Below are 19,864 nucleotides of genomic sequence, written 5' to 3'. Positions count from 1 at the left end.
TATTTGTTCACTAAACAAATAAACGTAAAGGAGGTTATGTTTATGAAAAATATAAGCGTTTTTATTCAAGAACAACCATTCTATATCAAGCAGATGCCAAAAAAACGGAAATTAAAACAACAGGTCGTTTCCTTAGTTGTCCAACACCTAAGTATAGATCATGTTCTATCAGAAAAAGAGCTAACGAATCAATTACAAAATATGTATCATGATCCAGTAGAGCTTAGACGATATCTTGTAGATTTTGGCTTCGTAAAGCGTACAAAGGATGGCGCAATATATTGGATTCCTCAACCTGTTATTAGTCCCATCACCATACGTATTTATTAACCATCAACTATTCATGGGTTCTTTACAATTTTCTGTTTTTTATATTGCCTTATTTTTTAAAATATGATAATATAGAAAAGCGGAAAAACTAGGGGTATAGTACAATGGTAGTATAACGGTCTCCAAAACCGCTGATGGGAGTTCGATCCTCTCTACCCCTGCCATATTAGAAACGTGATTCTCGAGAGAGGATCTTTTTTTTGTTCTTATATCCATCAGCGGGCGTTCTATATAGCTTATAATAAAAATACAATATTCAATACAATTCATGTAATAGCCATTCTGCTACTTCATCTAAATCTTTTAATTTGGCAGTAACAATGCCATCAATAGAAGTAGCATCACTCACTAGATCAGGCACAAAAATGCTCATCATACCTGCCGCATGTGCTGCTTTGATCCCATGTAAAGAATCTTCTAATGCTATTGCCTTTTGTGGATTTACTTGTAATAATTCACAAGCTTTTTCATATATTTCAGGGGATGGTTTGGCTTCTTTTACCATATCACCAAACACAAGTGCATCAAAATAAGAAAGTATCTTTTTATTTTCCAATTCCGAAACAGCATAAGCTCTAGATGAAGATGTTGCGACACCTAATTTGATTTCTTGTTGTTTTAATACATCCAATAAATGATATAATCCCTTTTTCGCAGGAATTTCATGACAAGCAACGTAAGCATTCCATGCCTTTTTGGTTTCTTTTCGAAACAAATCAAAAGGAAACTCCTTACCATAGCATTCCTCAAAATACGCCTTCCGTTTTGTTAAATTAAAACCAAGTGTTTGATAAATATGATGACCCAAAGCACCATATCCTATCCATTCTCCAGCAATGTCCCACGTCTTTTGTACGACTCTTTCGCTATCGATCATCAATCCATCTAAATCAAACACAACAGCATCTATTTTCATATCATCACCTCAAATAAGTATCATTATACGCTTATGATGAGATAAAACACAAGGTTCTAGTATAAGAAAAGACAGTCAATCATTGAAATTAACTGCCTGAGTTTGTGTGAATTTATTTGTTAAAGTTCTTTACATAATCGCAAATGATCTTCACGATTTCTTCATTGCCAAGTTTACAGTTCATACATAAATCATAGTATTCTTTATCGCCCCAAACTTGATTTGAAATTAATTCATAATAATCAGAACGTGCTTTATCTGATTTCTGAATATATTGCATCGCTTCATCATCACTATCATCATATAGTTCCTTTATTTTTTTAACCCTATACTCTAATGGCGCATACAAAAATATTTTTATAAGATTTTCATCATCTCTTAATATATAATCAGCGGCCCTTCCAACGATCACACAATCCTCTTGTTGTGCGATTGCTTTGATTGTTTTGGTTAAATTCAAAATAGAGTATTTATTCACATCAAGTGATAAGAAAACATCGTAAAGTTCTTGATGTTGTTGACAATCCTGATATAGACCCTTTTGTAGCGCAAAGTCTTTGATTGCTTCTTTATCATAAAAGGCGATATTTAATTCTTTCGCAACCTTGCGTGCTATTTCTTTTCCATTTGTTCCATGTTCACGGGATATGGAAACAATTAATTTTTTACTAGTGGTTTCCTCTTCCATTACTTTAATACGTGTACGATATGCTGATTGGAATATCCATATCGCTATGATCGATGTCAAAACTTCACTGATAGGGAACGTCCACCATACCATTGAAATAACATCTTCAGATAACGTGAATAGATATGCAATAGGGAACACAAAGATGATCAATCGTAATAAGGAAATAACAAGTGGTCTCGTCGCATATCCGATAGATTGCAACACGCCTTGAATTGCGACTGATATTCCCATGAAAACATAACCGATACAGGCAATTCTTAACGCATAAGTACATACATCGATGATTTCCGTTGTGGTACCTCCCGCCAATCCAAATAAACGTGCCAGTGGTTGCGCCAGAATTTCAAATAAGATCGTTATCACAAGAGTAACGATAACCGTATCGATGATTCCATATTTGATACATTCATCAATTCTTTTCTTATCCTTCATTCCATAATTAAAGGAAAGAATAGAAATTATGGTATTAGATAAACCAAAAGCCGCAAACAAAGCAACTTGTTGTATTTTATAATAAATACCAAAAGAACCTACTAAGATTGTCGGATCGACCGGTGCTGTTCCTAAAATAGCATTCATTCCTGCCATCATGACCGCTAATAATGCTTGCATGATTGCCGCAGCGATTCCTATTTGATAAATAAGTTTGATCAATGATAGATTAGGCTTGATATATCGAATATGTCCGTCGATTTCCTTATTCTTTGTATAATGAAAGATCATAGCGATAAATAAAGAAACAAATTGTCCGATGATGGTTGCTAATGCCGCACCAACAACCCCCATGGATAAAGGAAAGATAAAAATATAATCTAACACAATATTGATCAATGCTCCGGATATTTGTGCAATGGTCGAAAGCATTGTTTTCCCTGTTGATTGAAGAAATCTTTCATATACAGTAAAGCCAATAGACCCCAAGGAAAAACATGTGCAGATACGCAAATAAGCAGTTCCCATTTCCAAAACTTGACGGTTATCTGTGAATAATGAGATAAACCATTCTGAACCAAATATGCCAAATATCAAAAAAACTAGATAAATTATAATACTGAGAAAGATCCCTGTACCTGCTGTTTTATTTACTCGCTCATAATTTTGTTCACCTAAACTTTTTGATAATACAGCATTTAAACCTACTCCTGTTCCTACGCCAATAGCGATAATTAAAATCTGAATTGGAAAAGCAATCGTTAATGCTTGATTGGCTAACGCTCCGCTTCCTGACATATTTGCCACAAAGATACTGTCGATAACGTTATACAATGCCTGTAAGATCATAGATATGATCATCGGTAACCCCATCTTCCAAAAAAGTCGTTTCATGGGGATCATTGCCATCTTATTTCCTGTTGATTCGTTCATTTTTTTCTCCTTTCGATGCAAAAAAAAGTACGTAACCCAATGCAGCGATTGGACTTACGTACTTTGACTACTCATCTTTTACCTGAGTCATTGTATCATAAAAAATGATAGAAAAGCAAGCAAAATTTCGTGAAAATCGACAGGAATTCCTGCATGAATATAGTAAAAAATATCAGTTTTTGAGGCGAAGATTGAACCATCCGATCTTTACATCAGCTGCATATTGTAGTTCATAATGAGTGATTCCTTGTTTCATTGCCGCCTCAATTTGCATGATTTCTTTTTGAATGTCCTCTTGTGTCATGTACCAGCCTAATACAGTGTTATTATCACCGAATAATGATGTGCCATCTACACCATATAATACAAATTTAGGTTGTTTCTTGCGAGTTTTAAAGGGTATCGAATTACTTTTGACTTTATCGCAATTCACAATGGATGTTTTATCCATTGAGCGAATTAAAATCTTCCCTGTGGTTGCTGATGTTAATGGTTGTTTACTTTCTCCATACATCAAAGCATCTAAGGATACTTCTAATATAGTTGCCAACAATAATAACTTCTCGGTTTCCGGATAATAATCTCCAGTTTCCCAACGAGATATGGTTTGGCGACTGACATCTAAGCGAGCTGCCAGTTCTTCTTGTGATATGCCTTTTTGTTTCCTTACGGCTTTTAAATTTTCTGAAAAGCTCATAGCACTTCACCTCTTTCTATCATTATCATAATAGATATAGGTGAGAAAAGCCAGCAAGTAGAGCTTGCAAAACGCAACCTACACGTTACAAATCATCATTTGATTTGGTTAGCTCCTTCCAAAGTGTAGTTTTTAAAGCTTCATCAGATGCGAACAATGCAAAGGTTGATCTTGCAGTAAAGAAATCGCCTTGTATGTAGGCAACTGCACCTACTTCTTGTAAGATGATCATAGCGGCAGCATAATCCCAACATTTCACCTGACAAGAAAGATAGGCATCTAATATGCCTTGTGCTATATGCACAATGTTCAAAGATGCACAGCCAAAAGATCTATGCCCTCTCAATTTTGATTGAAGATTACAACAATCATAAGAAAAAGACGTTTTTATAGAACTCATGGTATGCAAGCTTGCGTCAATTACACAATCTGATAAGACACAAGGTTTTCTTTTTGCCAGTTTTTCCCCATTTAGATAAGCACCTTCTCCATTGATTCCGACAAAGAGCTCCTCTCGCATGACATCATATACGATACCAAATACCGGTTTATGGTGATGATAATAAGCTAATGATATCGCAAAATCTCTATGTGAGGTGATATAATTGGTCGTTCCATCGATCGGATCAATGATCCAAAGATCTTCACCATCTTCTACTCTGCTTTCTTCACTTAAAAAACGATGTGTTGGATAATGTTGAGAAAGCCGTTCGATAAGATAAGCTTCTATCTTACGATCTTGATTTGTCACAAGATCAGCAATTCCTTCCTTTTCCTCTATGCTTAGCTCATGATCTTCTTTTAAATACATTCCACATTGTAGCACCAATGCCTTAGCTATCTCCAACATTTCACTTTGCATAACAATTCTTCTCCTCCTTGCCATAAAGGATAACATCCCATCTTAGGTTCTTCTCCATAGGTTCCATGATCATCACTACCTCCGCTTTCCAATAGCTCATAACGCAATGCTTTTTCATGTAAATAGGCTCTTTGATCTGCTGTATGGGAACTATGTCCACTTTCGACACCATCAATTCCCATTCTTACAAAGCGCTGAAGTTCATGATCGATATGACTGATAAAAGGATGTGCTAAAATCGCAATGCCCCCATCTTGGTGAATCGCTTGAATTGCGGACTCAGGATCAGGAAGTGAAATACGTTTTTCACAAATACCACCGTTTTTAAATAGAGAACGATAAACTTTTGAATATATGGTATCACTATACCCATGTTGAATCAAAACTTGCATGATATGTTGCTTATATATAGAGGTGCTGTTTTTCGCTAAGGTAAAAACCTCATTGGGATCAAATTCATAGCCATGTTGAAGTAATTGATTGATTTGCCACAATGATCGCTTTTGCATTTCATAAAGTGTTGACTGACACAATCTTTCGATATGTGAGGTATCTTCTCCTAAGCCATAACCTAATATATGAACCTGTGATCCCGTTTCCCCATCAAAAGTAGATAATTCAATTCCCTTCACGATAGAACAAGGTAGTTTCCTATCTTTCAATTCCTCATAAGCCTTCAACGTATCATGATCGCTGATCGATATGACCTTCATTTGCTTATCCCTAGCTTCCTGCAACAGATCGGATATTGATTTATCCGAATCCGAATAGTTGGAGTGAAGGTGTAAATCAAAAGGATTCATGCGATCATTCCCTGTTGCATATTGAATTCACGATCACATAGCCCCTCCATGAATTCTAAATCGTGAAAGATGCCCAGCATGGTCGTTCCTTCTTTTTTTAATTGTTCGATCAGATCTCTAACCTTTTGTTTGCTAGAAGGATCCAAACTTGCCGTTGGCTCATCTAAAAGTAATAGTCTAGGTTTTTTTACCATAGCTGCCGCTATATTCAACCTTAACTTTTCGCCTCCAGAAAACGTATTTGGATATAAATCCCATAAAGATGGATCTAGCTCAAAATGCTTTAACATATGCTCTGCCTCAAGTTGTGCATCTTCCTTGGATTTTCCCATTTCCATGACCGCATGCTCAATGATAGATCTTGCGCTTGTTCTAGGCATGATATGAAGAAACTGGGATACATAACCGATTTCATGTTTTCGCAAATAAATCATTTGACGAGGAGTTGCCAAACAAAGATCGATCACACCATAGCGTTCACTATCATATAGGATACTACCTTTTTGTGGTAAATTGGTACGATAGATTCCTTTTAATATGGTTGATTTACCACTTCCGCTTTTACCCGTAATTCCGATAAATTCGCCTTTTCGAATAGACAAATCAATTCCTTGACAAGCATGAATGACCTTATCTTTATTTACATACATATGGAAGGTCTTTTCTAATCCTTTGATTTCTAAAAGATGATCACTCTTCATATTCATTTCCTCCTTTATATTTCACGATAAATGCATCAATATCCATCAGAAAATCATCAAAACGTGCACGAAGAAGATCATCAGGCCAATCCCACCAGCGAATATCAAGCAGAGCTTCGATTTGTGGTCTGGTGAAACGATAACGAAGAATTTTTGCCGGAACCCCTGCAACGATTGCATAAGGCGGTACATCCTTTGTCACCACTGCTCCACTTCCTACTACTGCACCATCTTGAATATGAACACCGGCTTCAATGATTGCTCCATGACCGATCCACACATCATTTCCTATCGTGGTAATGGTATCTTCTCGTTGTTTGAAAAATTCCTCATCATCTTGATGTGCCATATCATACATAAAACGTCGATAGGTAAAGTGATGATCGCTGACACGTGATAATGGATGTTGTGTAGCTCCGATCCTTACATTTCTTGCAATATCCACAAACCGATGAATATGGGTATTTTGAATCATGGTATACGGTTCGCAATAAGAATAATCCCCCATCCTAACATGTTGTAAAGTCGAGTGTGCCCCAACCTTAGTATAGACACCAAAGTTGCTATCTTGAATCATACAATCTTCTTCGATCGTGACCTCTTTTTTTAGTTTCATTGACTATACCCTATAATGATGCTGTTCAATGCATTTTCCATCCACAAAGACATCCGTAATGGCCGGTAGATGATTTGGTAAGGTGGTAATGATCAATAAATCAGCTTTTTTTCCTTTCTCGATAGAACCGGTGATAGCGTCTATTCCAGTTGCTCTGGCAGGCTGAATGGTTAGCTTTGCCACCATATCCGTTAACGTTTGGCCTCGTTCTACCATTTGAAAAACAGCATGAAGAAGACTTGCAGGATAGTAATCGGAACATAAAATATCTGCGACACCTGCTTCAATGGCATCTGCTGCATTCATATTGCCGGAATGGGAACCACCTAACAAAATATTCGGTGCGCCTACTACCGTAAACATCCCACGTTTTTTTGCTTCAGCTGCGACTTCCAATGTGATCGGAAATTCTGAGATCGTTGCTCCGAAATCTTTGACGATATCCAGTTTTTCTATGGTATCATCATCATGTGAAGCGATGGATATACCTTGTTCTTTGGCCAATGTAGCGGCTTCTTTGATATGATCAATGGTCAGCTTTTCACTCTCCATTCGACGCTTTACTTCTTCCTCTACCTGCTGTTCACTAAGCTTTTTGCTATTGCGAACATAAGAGCGATATATCTCAATGTTGCGGTATTGTCCTTGTCCCGGTGTATGGTCCATAAAAGAAATCAGATGTACTCGTTGTTTCTTTAAATATTCCATCATCAACGGAAATTGCGCAATGTTATCGATTTCAAAACGCATATGAAAACGGTGATGGATCAAATGTAACTGAGAGTGGCTTTTTTCGATGATATCAGCCAGCTTTTTGACATTTTCCGGTTTTCGCATAGGAGATGCGCCAACCCCTTCCCAAATACTAACGGAATGAAACATGGTCGTAATTCCATGCGTACAGCATTCTTTTTCAAATTCATAAACAGCTAGTTCCATATCCATAACACTACTTGGACGTGGAGCAGCCATTGCTTCGATATGATCGCTATGAATATCAATAAAGCCAGGTGTGATATATCCACCATAAGCATGATAGACTTCCTCTACCTGATCCTGATGAAATTGTTCTTTGGGGATGATATCGAATATTTTATCATCTTCAATTAACAGGACATGATCCTGTAAGATACTATGCTCTAATACGATTTGTCCATTTATGATTGCTATCATGAGTTTGCTCCTTATAATAATGAATATACCAACTGCTGGGTATATGGATGCTGAGGATCTTCCATGATTTGATCGGTTAGACCTTCTTCAATGATTTTTCCATTCAGCATAACGATGGTACGATCCGCAAGCATCTTGATCACACCTAAATCATGAGATACCACGATCATAGATACATGTAGTTCACGTTGTATCTGCTTGATTAGATCCAAGACATTTGCTTGTACGGAAAGATCTAACCCTGTTGTGACCTCATCAAGTAATAAAATCGGCGGATGATTACTGAGGGCCTTTGCAATTTGTACACGTTGTTGCATCCCTCCTGAAAAGGTTCTAGGTTCATCCTTCATACGATATAAAGGAATTTTCACCTCATTTAAAAGCTCTTCCCCTCGCTGTTTCATAAAGGCTACATTGCGATTTCCGGCCGCAATGAGTTTCTCGGCAATGTTCGCAATACTGGAAAAATTCATTTTTAATCCAAGATAGGGATTTTGATATACCATCCCCAATACATGATTTCGAATATAACGCTGTTGTTGCGATGTTTGAGTGAATATATTCGTTTCTCCTTGTTCATATGTTTTGATATAACAAGCACCATCACTTACCTGTTGATCAAAATACAAACATTGCATCATGGTAGATTTTCCACTGCCACTTTCTCCTACGACCCCTAAAATTTCCCCATCATATACCTCAAAACTTATATCCTGACAAGCATAAACCGTTCCACACTTAGGACAATAGTTTCCCTTCAGCTCGTGCTTATGATTTTTACAATATGCACAGCCATCGCCAAATTGTCGATTCAGATTGACGACTCTCATCATTGGTTGTTCTGTTTCCATGGTGTTATCCTTTCTCGTTTCTTCGTTTTAAACAATAGCTGGTATCATTGCATTGATAGCTGGTCGTACCATCACTTTCATGAATGAATTCATCCAAATAAACATGACTTGCGCCACAAAGGCAACATTTCTTTCCTTCAAAGGATTCTACCTGAAATGGCTTATCTTCAAAATCTAAAGATACGACCTTTGTATATGGTGGAACAGCATAGATTTTTTTCTCACGCCCTGCCCCTAATAGAATCAAAGCCTCACTATGATCTATTTTCGGATTATCGAATTTTGGAATCGGGGATGGTGCCATTACATAGCGATCATTTACCATCACAGGATGATCTGCACCACTTGTCATATCATCAAACTTCATAATTTGTTCAAACAACAATAACCAAGCACCGGTATATTCTTTTTCACCATGTAAACGTTTGGTGATTTGTTCGCTTGCTTCATAATCACGTAGAGGTTCGGGCGTCGGTACTTGTAGAATTAAAATCTGATCTCTTGTGAGTGGCACCTCAGGAATCCTATGACGAGATTGAATCAACGTCGCCTTTTCCGTATCTATGGTCACTTCCACACCTGTTGTTTCTGTAATCAGATTTTTAATGCTAATGGCATTGACACTCTCATCATTTCCTTGGTCGATTACCTTAACGATATCCTTTTGTCCGATCAAAGACAGTGTTAACTGAATACCTCCGGTACCCCATCCTCTTGCAATCGGCATTTCTCTAGAAGCAAATGGTACCTGATACCCCGGTATACTGATTGCCTTTAAGATAGATCTTCTGATTTCACGTTTACTGCCTTCATCAAAGAAAGCAAAATTATATTTCTTTTTCATCGCTTCGTTCCTTTTTCGTCTTTCGCATACTGTTTAATTTGGATTGGAAAGTTACATAATGTGGTAGTTTCAAATGCGAAATAAAACCGGTTGCCTCTACAGAATCAATATGATACAAAACAAATTCCTCATCATTGACCGCAAAACGTTTATCCTCACTTTCCAAACATTGATCTAAAATGCTCATCGCAATGGCTTTGGTCTCGTTTTGCCCATAGCACATCCCATAACCGATTTGAAATTCTAGTTCATGTTGCCCCTCTTGATTTGTTTTTGTAACAGGAATCAAACTTTCTACTTCGCTAGCTTTAAAGGATCCGATATAATAGCTATCTTCTTCCTTTTCACTACCATAGGGATCTTGAATGTAAATCGGAAGCATACCGACACGAAGTTCACTTACCGTAGGATGGACAACACCATATCCTCGTAAAGATGCATAGCCAAGCGCTGTCACTGCCTGGGTCATTCCTCGAGTTAATATCTGAAGACGTTCACTTCGTACAGTAGGAAAGCTTAACATCTGCTTGGTCGTATCCTTAGGAGGTGTATCATCCTTTTTCCGTTTTGGTAACAAGCCTTCTTGACGAAGATGCTCACTCACCTTGGTCATTTTCATATCCTTAGGCAATATCCCCGGCTTTGTCTTCATAAATTCCTTACAAAATTTCTTGATATCCTTTTCTTTTTCTTTACGCAAATCAAAATCAAGTAATCGGTGGGTGTAATCATAAGTCGTTCCTAGTATTTGACCGTCAGGAATATCTTTGAAAGCCGCCGATATCCTTCGTTCTATTTCCATATCTTCGCTTTCTACAGTCATAGAGTAATATTTTCTAGGTAAGGTAGAACGATAGGCACGAAGCAAAAATACTGCCTCTTCCATGGAACCTTCTCCTTGTTTGATCGCAATGGATGCCAATTCAGTAGAATACAAACTCGCCTCACTCATAACTTGATCGATCAATTGTCTCATACTTTGTTGGATCGTTTTAACATCTGCAAGCTTTCCACCCTTTACTCTTTCATATTTTAAACGTCGTATGCTTTCTTCAATGGCCTGTTGTCCACCTTTAACTGCTACATATGCCATATCTTGTTCATCCTTTCTTGATCCGTGTTGTTCTTGGTAATGCCATAACATTGCCAAATACATCCGTTAGGATCATATCGATTCCTAAAGGAAACTCGTGATTTTTTTTCTCTCTTGCATCAAGCCATGCCTCCTCCATTTGGATCGTAACTCGTTTTTCATCTAAGATCCCACAACCCTCCAATATAAGATCCCCATCTTGTATCAATTGCTCACATTCTATAATGAAGGTCGCACTTTGATGTGGATTTTCCAAAGTTCCCTCTTTCGCCTCTTCTATGATTTCCGCAAGTCTTTGTGGATGCTCTTTTGTCACAAAGATATAATCTGCTTTATCAAAAGAAACCCTTCGTGCATGTGTCATCTTACTACATTGAAGTGCCAGCTGATCATCAACACTGTCCACCCCAAAGCTTGTATCCGTATCTAACAACATATGCATTAAGATCATGGTAGCTGGATAACAGCCATCAACATCTTCCAGAAACCTTCCCTCTTCTTGAAAAGAAACGATATCACCGGGATAAGAAAATGCTTCTACTACCTTACGAAATGCTTTTTGTACATCAAACACCATATCAAATTTCATCATTGCTCTCCTTATACATCCATCGTTTCAAAGTTCACTTTTGTTTCTAAAATCTTCTGCATTTGCATCTTCTTTTGTTCCATCTGTCGCTTTTGTTCTTTCATCAAATCTTTCTCTAAATCTTGAATAGGCGCTAATCTTGCACCATAAGCAGCATCGATTACCGCCAGATCATATGCCTTTTGAAGCTCATTTCCGGTGAGGATACCAATACCGACGATCCCCTTGCATTCCACTTTTGCTTCAGAAACCAAAATCTCACCGGGATAAAACAATGACTGTTTCCCGCTTTCTCGCATTTGGATCATCACCAGACCCATGCTAGGCTCTTCTATCATCTTCATCTCTGCTTCTTCTTCCAGACGTTTTGCCCATTTCCGTAAGAATGATCCTCGACAATGAACCAGAATCTGTGTACGCTCTTTTCGTTTCATCATATCCTCCTTGTGTACAGGCTTAGTGTACCTTGATTACTTGTATTTTCTGTTAACAGAAGGTAAATGTTTTGTTTTATTTAGCGTTAACGAAAAAAACACATTTCTGATCATAAGAAAAAAGAAGATCCTTCGACCTTCTCTTAAGATGCATTTACAATGGTTTTTTGTTTATATCTGGTAATCATCACTTCAAACACCAATGCTGTTAGAAAAATCGTCAACACACATAAACCAAGGCCCCCATAATCACCTGCTCTTGAGCATTGATTTAAAATGGAACCGATCGTTCCCGGTACACCGACTGCAGGTCCAATGATAACCGCAGCCGCAAAATTCATTTCACTACGCATCGCAACCCAAGATATCATTTTGGTGAATGAAGATGGAAGAATCGCACTGGTTACGATCTGCCACCAATTCGCACCGGTAGCACGCATTGCCTCTAATGTTCCTTCCTCTACCTCTTCAAAAGCCTCAGAATAGGATTTGATAAAATACGCAATGCTATGAAATGACATCCCGACAATTGCAGTAGTAGCGCTCAAACCAAATCCTGATACAAACAAGATTGCCCAAATGATCGTAGGTACTGCCCTAATAAATCCCGCAAATGCACGAATCACATTGGATATAAAAGGATGAGATAAATTTCTGGCTGCGCCAAGACCAAGAAACAATCCAATCATAGCCCCAAGAAGCGTAGTGACCACACTCAATAACACCGTATTGATCAAAGAATAACCGATACTTTGCCAAAAAGAGGAAGATAGTTGTGAGAAATCAACAAACTTTGGTAAGATTTCTAAAATAAAATCAATGCGCACCTGATCCCAACGATATTCACACATAACCGTAATAAAATAAAGAAAAACAAATGCAAAAACAACTAGAATTCCTAATATCATACGAGAAGTTTTATCCACCTGTTTGATACGATACCGGCCTCTTTTTTTCCTTTGTAACGTAGATGTTTGTTTCTGTAATGTCATAGATGTTTCCATTATAATAACCTCTTTCTGATCTGAGTTGATATCTGATCTGTCAAAATGACCACAAGAACGATCAATACGATGCTTGTTGCCATAAGATGCATTTGATAAAAGCCTTTATACACACCCATCAACCAACCGATTCCACCGCCCGCAAGCATGCCAACTACCGTTGCACTTCGAATATTGTTTTCCGCTGCATATAAGCTCCAAGATATCAAAGATGGCATTGTTTCGGGAATCACACCATGAAATACGATTTGCCAATAACCTGCACCGGTGGCACTCAATGCTTCAAGACAATTGCTATTTGCTTCATCTATTTCATCCGCAAAGGTTCTAGTCAAAAAGCCATATGAGATGATACACATAACAAGAAACCCAAGAAACTCCCCAAACCATAAAAACGGGATCAATAAGATTGCCCAAACAGCTTCCGGAATGTTTCTGGTAAAAGACGCAAAACTTCTCACTACATAGGTCAATGCCTTATGTTTTCCTGTATGCTTAGATAATGCCAAGGAAGAAAAAAACGCAAGAACCATACCGACAAACGCACCGGCAATACTAATGACAACCGTAATCCATAGCTGATATAACTGTGAAGATAATTCAGAAACATCCAATGGAATATACTCTACCATAAAGCGATCAAAAGACGTCCTTGCATTCATCAAGATCGAAAGCCAATTGATTTCTAAACGTAAGGTTGCTAAAAACAAAAATACAATGACCATACATACAAGAAATAATAAATGCCTTCTTCTTTTCACAAAATAACTCATGCGCCACTCTCCTCTACCTTACCGATCAATTCACTTATGGATACTCCATAGATTCGCTCGATCATCTCATTGGTCAATTCCTTTGGCTTCCCTTGAAAAACGATTTCTCCTTCATGCATGCCAATGATACGATCTGAATAATGAAGAGCCACATCCACCTGATGTAAATTCACGATACAAGGGATATTCATTGTTTTAACGATATCGTGAAGATATTCCATGATCACCTTGCTTGATTGAGGATCTAAAGATGCAATCGGTTCATCACATAGCACAAGTTTAGGGTCCTGTATCAATGCTCTGGCGATCCCTACTCGCTGCTTTTGGCCACCTGATAACATAGAACATTGATCATATAATCGATCCTTTAAGCCAAGCAACTCTAATAACTGTGCTGCCTTTTCCACATCTTGATCCTGATACATACCTAAAGCACTCTTCCAAGCCGGATAATACCCCAATCTACCATGTAACACATTTTCCAATACATTTAGACGATATACTAAATTATAGTGTTGAAAGATCATACCGATATTTCTTCTGATTTCTCGTATTTCCTTTTTATTCGCTTTCGTAACATCTTGCCCCAGAAAATAAATGTTTCCTTCACTGGTATCGATCATCCTATTCATACAACGAAGCAATGTACTTTTTCCTGAACCACTTGGTCCTATGACACTCACTAGCTCTCCTTCATGAAGCGTAAATGACGCATCCTTTAACGCTTTGACCGCATTGGGTTGATATGTTTTCGATATATGCTCTACTTTTAAGATTTCTTTTCTCATAACTTCACCTTTTCCTTTATCACACACTAGCATTATAGCCTAAGCTTTTCCATGATTTGTTAAAGCGAGGTTAAGCCTTGGTAATAACTCAATTATTTTATAAAAGAAAAAGATCCGAAGATCTTTTCCTATCTATTTCTGTTGATCTTTCGCCATTTCAATAATGAACTGATAACGATCTACATCTGTTTGAAAGAATTTGTAATTTGTTGTATCATCCTCTGCCTCAAAGAAAAACCCTTTATCCTTACTGAAGAAATCCTTATTGATCGCAGTTTCAGATGTCAGTCCGGTAAAATGTTGTGTTAATTTCTTCACATTTTCTTCTCCCAACACCTCGGTATTTACCCACATTGGTCCATTAGGTACGAATTGTTCATCAATGACATACAAGTCATCTTCATAACCCTCTGCATAATTACAACAATATGCTCCGGCATATACTTTATCTTGAACGATCAACGTAACGGAACCCGGATGATTTCCACCATATTGTACATCTGAGAATAAACCACCGTTATCCGCATTTTTCACATTAATTTGTTCCTTATCGCTTACATCCTTAGATCCTTCATCACCAAAGATGCCCCATAAAGATTGTGTAGGTACCATACATCCACTGGTACTGGTTGCGGATACAAAGCTAAAGGATTTTCCTTTCAACTGTGCAAGTTTTTCTTCTCTGCTTTTCCCTTCAAAATCGCCTTTATTTTTTGCATTTGTCGCAATATAAGCACGATATCCTGATTGTTCTGGATCACCATTTGGTCCATAGCTTAAGATAGGTAGTACTTTATCATTTTTTAAATAGGTCGTCGCAAAAGTTCCACCACTTTCCCATGCAATTTGTGCTGTACCTGATAACATTGCCTCGGTTACTGCAGAATAATCATCTAATACCGCAATTTTAACATTGTACGCATCTCCCAAAGCTGCTTGAACTTCTTCTTTCAGCATATCAAATGCCTCTTCACTTCGCTGAGCACTATCCTCATTTGGCAAAAATGCAATGGTAATATCCTCTTTTGCTGAACTTGATGAACAACCGGCCATCAACGTCAATCCAAGAATTGCACTCATCACGATACTCATTCTTTTTTTCATTTCGTTCTCCTTTTTCATCTTCATTTATGCCCCTGGCACGAGCATATCATACTGGAATTTTGTCCCTATTTTGTGAATGCGATGTAAACAAAGCGTAATAATTGAATGAATTCTTATAATTTTATGCAATTGATGATGAAAAGAAGCAAATAGCTGTACTTTTTTATAAAATCAGAGCATACTATATACATAAAGATAAGAATAATTCTTAAGAAGGAGGATATTATGAACGAAACAGCATTATTCAAACTAAGTTATGGCTTATATATCATTTCCAGCAACTTTGAAGGCAAAGATGCAGGTTGTGTAGTTAACACTTTACATCAAGTAACAGCATCTCCGATACAGTTATCGGTTGCCGTCAATAAAGACAACTATACCAAACAAGTAATCGAGGCTTCCGGGAAATTCAACGCCGTTGCTTTGACACAGGATGTACCAATGGATACCATCAAACGCTTTGGATTTCAATCTAGTAAAGATCATGAAAAGTATGAAGGTATCGCAAGTAAACGAGATATCCAAAACATTCCTTATTTAACTGAACATACCGCTGCCTACTATACTTGTAAGGTCGTTCATCAATTAGATATCGGAACCCATGTCATCTTTATTGGAGAAGTCATCGATTGCGATGTCATCAGCCAAGAAGAGGTCATGACCTATGCTTATTATCATAAAGTAAAAAATGGTACAACGCCAAAGAATGCTTCCAGTTATCAGGCAAAAACGGAAAAGAAAGGCTGGAGATGTACAATTTGCGGTTATATTTATGAAGGGGATCCACTACCAGAAGATTATATCTGTCCTGTATGTGGTGCTCCGGCAGCTGTCTTTGAAAAAATCGATTGATGTTATACTATGCGGTATTCATAAGAATACTGCTTTTTTTCTCTTTTGAATGAATTTGTAACTACGTATTTTCTAAAGCATTGTGCAATAAACTAGAGCATTTTCCTATAAAAAATGATACAATAAGATAATGGAAAGCTAGGTGATCCCATGGAATTTACAACAGCGCAAATTAAGGATTTTGCGATCAATGAAGAAACCTTTGAAAAAGGAAAACAACTAATGGAAGAAAATGCCATCGTATCACTTGATATTGATGATTTTTCTAATGATAAGATCATTTTGATCAACGCAACGATCAAGGATGAAAAACAGTATTTTGAAGTAAATATGTCTGTGGATAAGGATGATTTTTTGGTAAGAGCACATATTTGTAATTGTCCTCAACATCAACAGAATTTTATCAGTTGTGCACATTGTGTTGCGGTATTATTAAAGGTACAAAGTGATCAGGAAAATAAAAAGCTAGAGGAAACACCAATACAAACAATACAGGATCCCGTTGCCATTCGTTTGATGAATGAATATGAGGAACAGCTTGTTTATACTTCTTTGGCTATGAACCTTAAAAATGCGGTACATTTGGAACCTGTATTTGAACTGAGACAAAAAAGGATCATGGCTGTAACATTAAAAATCGGTAATGCAAAGAAATATATCATCAAAGATATCGTACAGTTTTTATATGATATTGAGCATAATATTAAAAAAAGTTATGGTAAAGAACTGGAATTTCTTCATAATCTATACAGCTTTGATGAAGAAAGCATTCCTTTGATTCGTTTTTTACGCTCACATGAGCATGATACGTATTACTTTCAAAGCAAAGAGGCTTTAAAAAGTGCGCCACAGGCTAGAAATTTATGTTTGACCAAAGATGCACTAGATGATTTTTTCACTATGTATCAAGGGAAAGAAGTCATGTATCGACGTAAGGAAAAAAATCTGATCAATGTAAAATTCGTAGATCATAATCCTGATTTTCAACTGGATATCAAAGTGGATGAGAAACAGCTTTATCAAATATCCTTACCATCCCTTGAATATCGTGTATTAGAGGGTAGAATGCATAGTTATATCTTAAAGGACAATATCTTATATCGTTGTGATGAAATCTATACGCAAAAGGCTGCGCCGTTTTTAAAGGCGATGTTGGAAAAGAAAGGTCCATTCAGTATATCTAAAGAATTGATGCCGGGATTTTATAATAATGTTTTGGTGAATATTCGATCTTTGATTCCCTTTCATGGAGTGGATATATCTGAATTTGCACCATTACCTTTGGAATGTAAGGTCTATATCGATATGCCTAAGAGCAATGTCATTTCAGCGAAATTGATTTATCAATATGGGAAAGAAGAATACAACGCCTTCTCTTGTGACATGCTTTCTACATCTCGTAATTTCAATGAAGAAATTGCTGTTCGTCTTGTTTTTACAAAATATATGACACGTATTGATGCCAATGAGGGTATCGCATATATCGAACATTCTCAAGATGCCGTATATGAGTTTTTACAACATGGCTTTGAAGAATTAAATAGCATGTGTGATATTTATGCAACAGATAAATTTAAGAAGCTGGAAATCAGAGATAGTGTCAATATCAGTATGGGGGTTCGTATCGAAAGTGATTTGTTGGAAATTAATTTTGATACCGTAGATTTCCCAATTGATGAACTACAAGATGTTTTAGCAAGTTATCGTCTTCACAAAAAATATTATCGTATGAAAAACGGTTCTTTTGTGAATATAGAGGATAGTGCCTTATCAGAACTTAGCAGTATTTTAGATGGCATGCATGTAAAGGAACAAGAAATCAGTAGTGGATCCATTAAGGTAGAAAAATATCGTTCTCTTTATCTGGACAATAGTATGAAAGAAGTCAATATGATCAAGGTGGATCGTGATTCCAGCTTCAAAGATATCTTGCGTGGCATTCGTAATGTACAAGATGCCGATTATAAAGTACCGGATAGTTTAAAATCCATATTGCGTAATTATCAGAAAGTGGGCTTTCGTTGGTTAAAGACAATGGCTGAATATGGCTTCGGCGGTATTCTTGCGGATGATATGGGAATCGGTAAAACGATACAGATCATCACCTTATTAGAAGATGAGAAAGCAAGACATCCTGAAAGCATTTCTTTGGTTGTATGTCCAAGCTCGTTGATTTTAAACTGGCAAAGTGAGATTGAGAAATTCTCTTTGAATCTAACCGCATTGATCATTACCGGAAGTAGTGAAGAGCGTAAGGTCAAGATCGAACACTGTCAAGATTATGATGTCATCATCACCTCTTATGATTATTTGAAACGTGATGTGGAAGCATATGAATCTATAAACTTTACTTATCAGATTTTGGATGAAGCTCAATATATCAAAAATCATAATACCAAAAACGCAACCAGTGTGAAGGCAATCAATAGCATTCATCGATTTGCGTTAACAGGAACCCCGATTGAAAATTCCCTTGCGGAACTTTGGAGCATTTTTGATTTCTTAATGCCGGGATATTTATATTCTTATGCTTATTTCAAAAAGTTCTTTGAATATCCTATCGTAAAAGAAAATGATCCGGTGACATTAAAAGAATTGAAACGATTGGTAGAACCATTTATCTTACGACGTGTGAAAAAAGATGTATTAAAAGAGCTACCAGCAAAAATGGAACATACGATGCTGGTAGAATTGGATGAAGAAGCGAATAAATTATATCTTGCCAATGTTGCGATGATGAAAGAAGAGCTACAAGAAAGCTTTTTACAGCAAGGTGTCAACAAGAGCAAAATCATGGTATTGAGCATGCTTACAAGACTTCGTCAGTTATGCTGTGATCCAAGATTATTATATGAAAACTATCAAGGTGTCGGTGCAAAAATTGCGGCATGTATGGAGTATATCGAATCCTGTCGAGCTTCCCATAAGAAGATCCTGTTGTTTTCACAATTTACAAGTTTGTTAGCATTATTGGAAAAAGAGCTGGTCGCAAGTGATATTCCTTACTACCTTTTGAAAGGATCCACACCGAAGCTGAAGCGACAACAAATGGTCAATGCATTTAATCATGATGATACCAGTGTTTTCTTGATTTCTTTGAAAGCAGGAGGAACCGGATTGAATTTAACGAGTGCAGAGGTGGTTATCCACTTTGATCCTTGGTGGAATGTATCAGCTCAAAATCAGGCTACCGATCGTGCGTATCGTATTGGTCAGCATAACAACGTGCAGGTAGTTAAGCTTATCGCAAAAGATACGATCGAAGAAAAAATCTTGCATTTACAGGATCTAAAAAAGGATTTGAGTGAATCCATCATTTCCAATAATGAAGGTATCATTACCAGCATGAGCAAGGAAGAATTGCTGGATCTGTTTTAG

20 protein-coding genes and 1 tRNA gene are annotated in these 19,864 nt (G+C 37.2%); 4 read left to right on the top strand and 17 right to left on the bottom strand.

The features are described 5' to 3' along the window. The first annotated feature begins 42 nt into the window (after positions 1–42). Both UGRO018_RS05850 and UGRO018_RS05845 read left to right on the top strand, forming a co-directional pair. Complete coding sequence (locus UGRO018_RS05850) at positions 43–330, top strand: DUF2087 domain-containing protein (RefSeq protein ID WP_416325530.1); 288 nt, start codon at positions 43–45, stop codon at positions 328–330. A gap of 90 nt (positions 331–420) precedes the next feature. Further along, positions 421–494, top strand: a tRNA-Trp gene (locus UGRO018_RS05845). 92 nt (positions 495–586) lie between these two features. Here UGRO018_RS05845 and UGRO018_RS05840 read toward each other — a convergent pair. The 17 genes from UGRO018_RS05840 to UGRO018_RS05760 all read right to left on the bottom strand — a co-directional run bounded on the left by UGRO018_RS05840 (position 587) and on the right by UGRO018_RS05760 (position 15,634). Beyond that, on the bottom strand, positions 587–1,246 hold the full coding sequence (locus tag UGRO018_RS05840) for an HAD family hydrolase (RefSeq protein ID WP_416325529.1): 660 nt from the start codon (positions 1,244–1,246) through the stop codon (positions 587–589). Positions 1,247–1,358: 112 nt separating this feature from the next. Beyond that, positions 1,359–3,302 (bottom strand): MATE family efflux transporter, encoded by a 1,944-nt coding sequence (locus UGRO018_RS05835; RefSeq protein ID WP_416325528.1) that lies wholly within the window; start codon positions 3,300–3,302, stop codon positions 1,359–1,361. Between the two features lie 172 nt (positions 3,303–3,474). Continuing rightward, positions 3,475–3,999 carry a helix-turn-helix domain-containing protein gene (locus UGRO018_RS05830; protein ID WP_416325527.1) on the bottom strand — a complete coding sequence of 175 codons (525 nt, stop codon included), beginning with the start codon at positions 3,997–3,999 and terminating at the stop codon, positions 3,475–3,477. 85 nt (positions 4,000–4,084) lie between these two features. Continuing rightward, complete coding sequence (locus UGRO018_RS05825; protein WP_416325526.1) at positions 4,085–4,861, bottom strand: inositol monophosphatase family protein; 777 nt, start codon at positions 4,859–4,861, stop codon at positions 4,085–4,087. Next, positions 4,837–5,664, bottom strand: a complete 828-nt coding sequence (locus UGRO018_RS05820; RefSeq protein WP_416325525.1) for a PHP domain-containing protein — start codon at positions 5,662–5,664, stop codon at positions 4,837–4,839. Before UGRO018_RS05820 ends, UGRO018_RS05825 begins: the two co-directional genes overlap by 25 nt. Beyond that, positions 5,661–6,365 carry a phosphonate C-P lyase system protein PhnL gene (locus UGRO018_RS05815; protein WP_416325524.1) on the bottom strand — a complete coding sequence of 235 codons (705 nt, stop codon included), beginning with the start codon at positions 6,363–6,365 and terminating at the stop codon, positions 5,661–5,663. Before UGRO018_RS05815 ends, UGRO018_RS05820 begins: the two co-directional genes overlap by 4 nt. Next, positions 6,355–6,981: a DapH/DapD/GlmU-related protein gene (locus UGRO018_RS05810; RefSeq protein ID WP_416325523.1), complete on the bottom strand. Its 627-nt coding sequence runs from the start codon at positions 6,979–6,981 to the stop codon at positions 6,355–6,357. Before UGRO018_RS05810 ends, UGRO018_RS05815 begins: the two co-directional genes overlap by 11 nt. 3 nt (positions 6,982–6,984) lie before the next feature. Further along, positions 6,985–8,154 (bottom strand): phosphonate metabolism protein PhnM, encoded by a 1,170-nt coding sequence (gene phnM, locus UGRO018_RS05805; RefSeq protein WP_416325522.1) that lies wholly within the window; start codon positions 8,152–8,154, stop codon positions 6,985–6,987. Positions 8,155–8,165: 11 nt separating this feature from the next. Further along, on the bottom strand, positions 8,166–9,005 hold the full coding sequence (locus UGRO018_RS05800) for an ATP-binding cassette domain-containing protein (protein WP_416325521.1): 840 nt from the start codon (positions 9,003–9,005) through the stop codon (positions 8,166–8,168). A gap of 4 nt (positions 9,006–9,009) precedes the next feature. Continuing rightward, positions 9,010–9,849 (bottom strand): alpha-D-ribose 1-methylphosphonate 5-phosphate C-P-lyase PhnJ, encoded by an 840-nt coding sequence (locus UGRO018_RS05795; protein ID WP_416325520.1) that lies wholly within the window; start codon positions 9,847–9,849, stop codon positions 9,010–9,012. Then, positions 9,833–10,942, bottom strand: coding sequence for a carbon-phosphorus lyase complex subunit PhnI (locus tag UGRO018_RS05790; protein ID WP_416325519.1), 1,110 nt, complete (start codon positions 10,940–10,942; stop codon positions 9,833–9,835). Before UGRO018_RS05790 ends, UGRO018_RS05795 begins: the two co-directional genes overlap by 17 nt. 7 nt (positions 10,943–10,949) lie before the next feature. Then, a complete protein-coding gene (phnH, locus tag UGRO018_RS05785) occupies positions 10,950–11,531 on the bottom strand; it encodes a phosphonate C-P lyase system protein PhnH (RefSeq protein WP_416325518.1) in 582 nt (193 codons plus the stop codon). An 11-nt stretch (positions 11,532–11,542) separates the two neighbouring features. After that, the gene (gene phnG / locus UGRO018_RS05780; protein ID WP_416325517.1) at positions 11,543–11,965 is read right to left on the bottom strand and encodes a phosphonate C-P lyase system protein PhnG; all 423 of its coding nucleotides are present in this window, start codon (positions 11,963–11,965) and stop codon (positions 11,543–11,545) included. Positions 11,966–12,108: 143 nt separating this feature from the next. Further along, entirely contained in the window at positions 12,109–12,969 is an 861-nt protein-coding gene (locus tag UGRO018_RS05775) for a PhnE/PtxC family ABC transporter permease (protein WP_416325516.1), read from the bottom strand. Next, on the bottom strand, positions 12,969–13,742 hold the full coding sequence (locus tag UGRO018_RS05770; protein ID WP_416325515.1) for an ABC transporter permease subunit: 774 nt from the start codon (positions 13,740–13,742) through the stop codon (positions 12,969–12,971). The genes UGRO018_RS05775 and UGRO018_RS05770 overlap by 1 nt, the downstream gene beginning before the upstream one ends. Further along, positions 13,739–14,530 (bottom strand): phosphonate ABC transporter ATP-binding protein, encoded by a 792-nt coding sequence (gene phnC / locus UGRO018_RS05765; protein WP_416325514.1) that lies wholly within the window; start codon positions 14,528–14,530, stop codon positions 13,739–13,741. The genes UGRO018_RS05770 and phnC overlap by 4 nt, the downstream gene beginning before the upstream one ends. 132 nt (positions 14,531–14,662) lie before the next feature. Beyond that, positions 14,663–15,634 (bottom strand): PhnD/SsuA/transferrin family substrate-binding protein, encoded by a 972-nt coding sequence (locus UGRO018_RS05760; RefSeq protein WP_416325513.1) that lies wholly within the window; start codon positions 15,632–15,634, stop codon positions 14,663–14,665. A 225-nt stretch (positions 15,635–15,859) separates the two neighbouring features. On the opposite strand from UGRO018_RS05760, the gene UGRO018_RS05755 reads away from it, so the two are divergent. Both UGRO018_RS05755 and UGRO018_RS05750 read left to right on the top strand, forming a co-directional pair. Further along, entirely contained in the window at positions 15,860–16,486 is a 627-nt protein-coding gene (locus UGRO018_RS05755) for a flavin reductase (RefSeq protein ID WP_416325512.1), read from the top strand. A gap of 150 nt (positions 16,487–16,636) precedes the next feature. Next, the gene (locus UGRO018_RS05750) at positions 16,637–19,864 is read left to right on the top strand and encodes an SNF2 helicase associated domain-containing protein (RefSeq protein ID WP_416325511.1); all 3,228 of its coding nucleotides are present in this window, start codon (positions 16,637–16,639) and stop codon (positions 19,862–19,864) included.

Origin of the sequence: Hoskinsella mucinilytica, assembly GCF_045223415.1 — a bacterium.
GTDB classification, from domain to species: domain Bacteria; phylum Bacillota_I; class Bacilli_A; order Erysipelotrichales; family Erysipelotrichaceae; genus Hoskinsella; species Hoskinsella mucinilytica.
Note: the sequence above shows the minus strand (reverse complement) of the source record. Positions and strands in the feature narration are given on the sequence as shown.

Bases quoted from the DNA above. Each gene is read 5' to 3' on its own strand.
- UGRO018_RS05815 (WP_416325524.1), bottom strand. From the start codon at position 6,365: ATGAAGAGTGATCATCTTTTAGAAATCAAAGGATTAGAAAAGACCTTC.
- UGRO018_RS05760 (WP_416325513.1), bottom strand. From the start codon at position 15,634: ATGAAAAAAAGAATGAGTATCGTGATGAGTGCAATTCTTGGATTGACG.
- UGRO018_RS05850 (WP_416325530.1), top strand. From the start codon at position 43: ATGAAAAATATAAGCGTTTTTATTCAAGAACAACCATTCTATATCAAG.
- phnH (WP_416325518.1), bottom strand. From the start codon at position 11,531: ATGAAATTTGATATGGTGTTTGATGTACAAAAAGCATTTCGTAAGGTA.
- UGRO018_RS05835 (WP_416325528.1), bottom strand. From the start codon at position 3,302: ATGAACGAATCAACAGGAAATAAGATGGCAATGATCCCCATGAAACGA.
- UGRO018_RS05825 (WP_416325526.1), bottom strand. From the start codon at position 4,861: ATGCAAAGTGAAATGTTGGAGATAGCTAAGGCATTGGTGCTACAATGT.
- UGRO018_RS05830 (WP_416325527.1), bottom strand. From the start codon at position 3,999: ATGAGCTTTTCAGAAAATTTAAAAGCCGTAAGGAAACAAAAAGGCATA.
- UGRO018_RS05840 (WP_416325529.1), bottom strand. From the start codon at position 1,246: ATGAAAATAGATGCTGTTGTGTTTGATTTAGATGGATTGATGATCGAT.
- UGRO018_RS05755 (WP_416325512.1), top strand. From the start codon at position 15,860: ATGAACGAAACAGCATTATTCAAACTAAGTTATGGCTTATATATCATT.
- phnM (WP_416325522.1), bottom strand. From the start codon at position 8,154: ATGATAGCAATCATAAATGGACAAATCGTATTAGAGCATAGTATCTTA.
- UGRO018_RS05790 (WP_416325519.1), bottom strand. From the start codon at position 10,942: ATGGCATATGTAGCAGTTAAAGGTGGACAACAGGCCATTGAAGAAAGC.
- UGRO018_RS05795 (WP_416325520.1), bottom strand. From the start codon at position 9,849: ATGAAAAAGAAATATAATTTTGCTTTCTTTGATGAAGGCAGTAAACGT.
- UGRO018_RS05800 (WP_416325521.1), bottom strand. From the start codon at position 9,005: ATGGAAACAGAACAACCAATGATGAGAGTCGTCAATCTGAATCGACAA.
- UGRO018_RS05820 (WP_416325525.1), bottom strand. From the start codon at position 5,664: ATGAATCCTTTTGATTTACACCTTCACTCCAACTATTCGGATTCGGAT.
- phnG (WP_416325517.1), bottom strand. From the start codon at position 11,965: ATGAAACGAAAAGAGCGTACACAGATTCTGGTTCATTGTCGAGGATCA.
- UGRO018_RS05770 (WP_416325515.1), bottom strand. From the start codon at position 13,742: ATGAGTTATTTTGTGAAAAGAAGAAGGCATTTATTATTTCTTGTATGT.
- UGRO018_RS05750 (WP_416325511.1), top strand. From the start codon at position 16,637: ATGGAATTTACAACAGCGCAAATTAAGGATTTTGCGATCAATGAAGAA.
- UGRO018_RS05810 (WP_416325523.1), bottom strand. From the start codon at position 6,981: ATGAAACTAAAAAAAGAGGTCACGATCGAAGAAGATTGTATGATTCAA.
- phnC (WP_416325514.1), bottom strand. From the start codon at position 14,530: ATGAGAAAAGAAATCTTAAAAGTAGAGCATATATCGAAAACATATCAA.
- UGRO018_RS05775 (WP_416325516.1), bottom strand. From the start codon at position 12,969: ATGGAAACATCTATGACATTACAGAAACAAACATCTACGTTACAAAGG.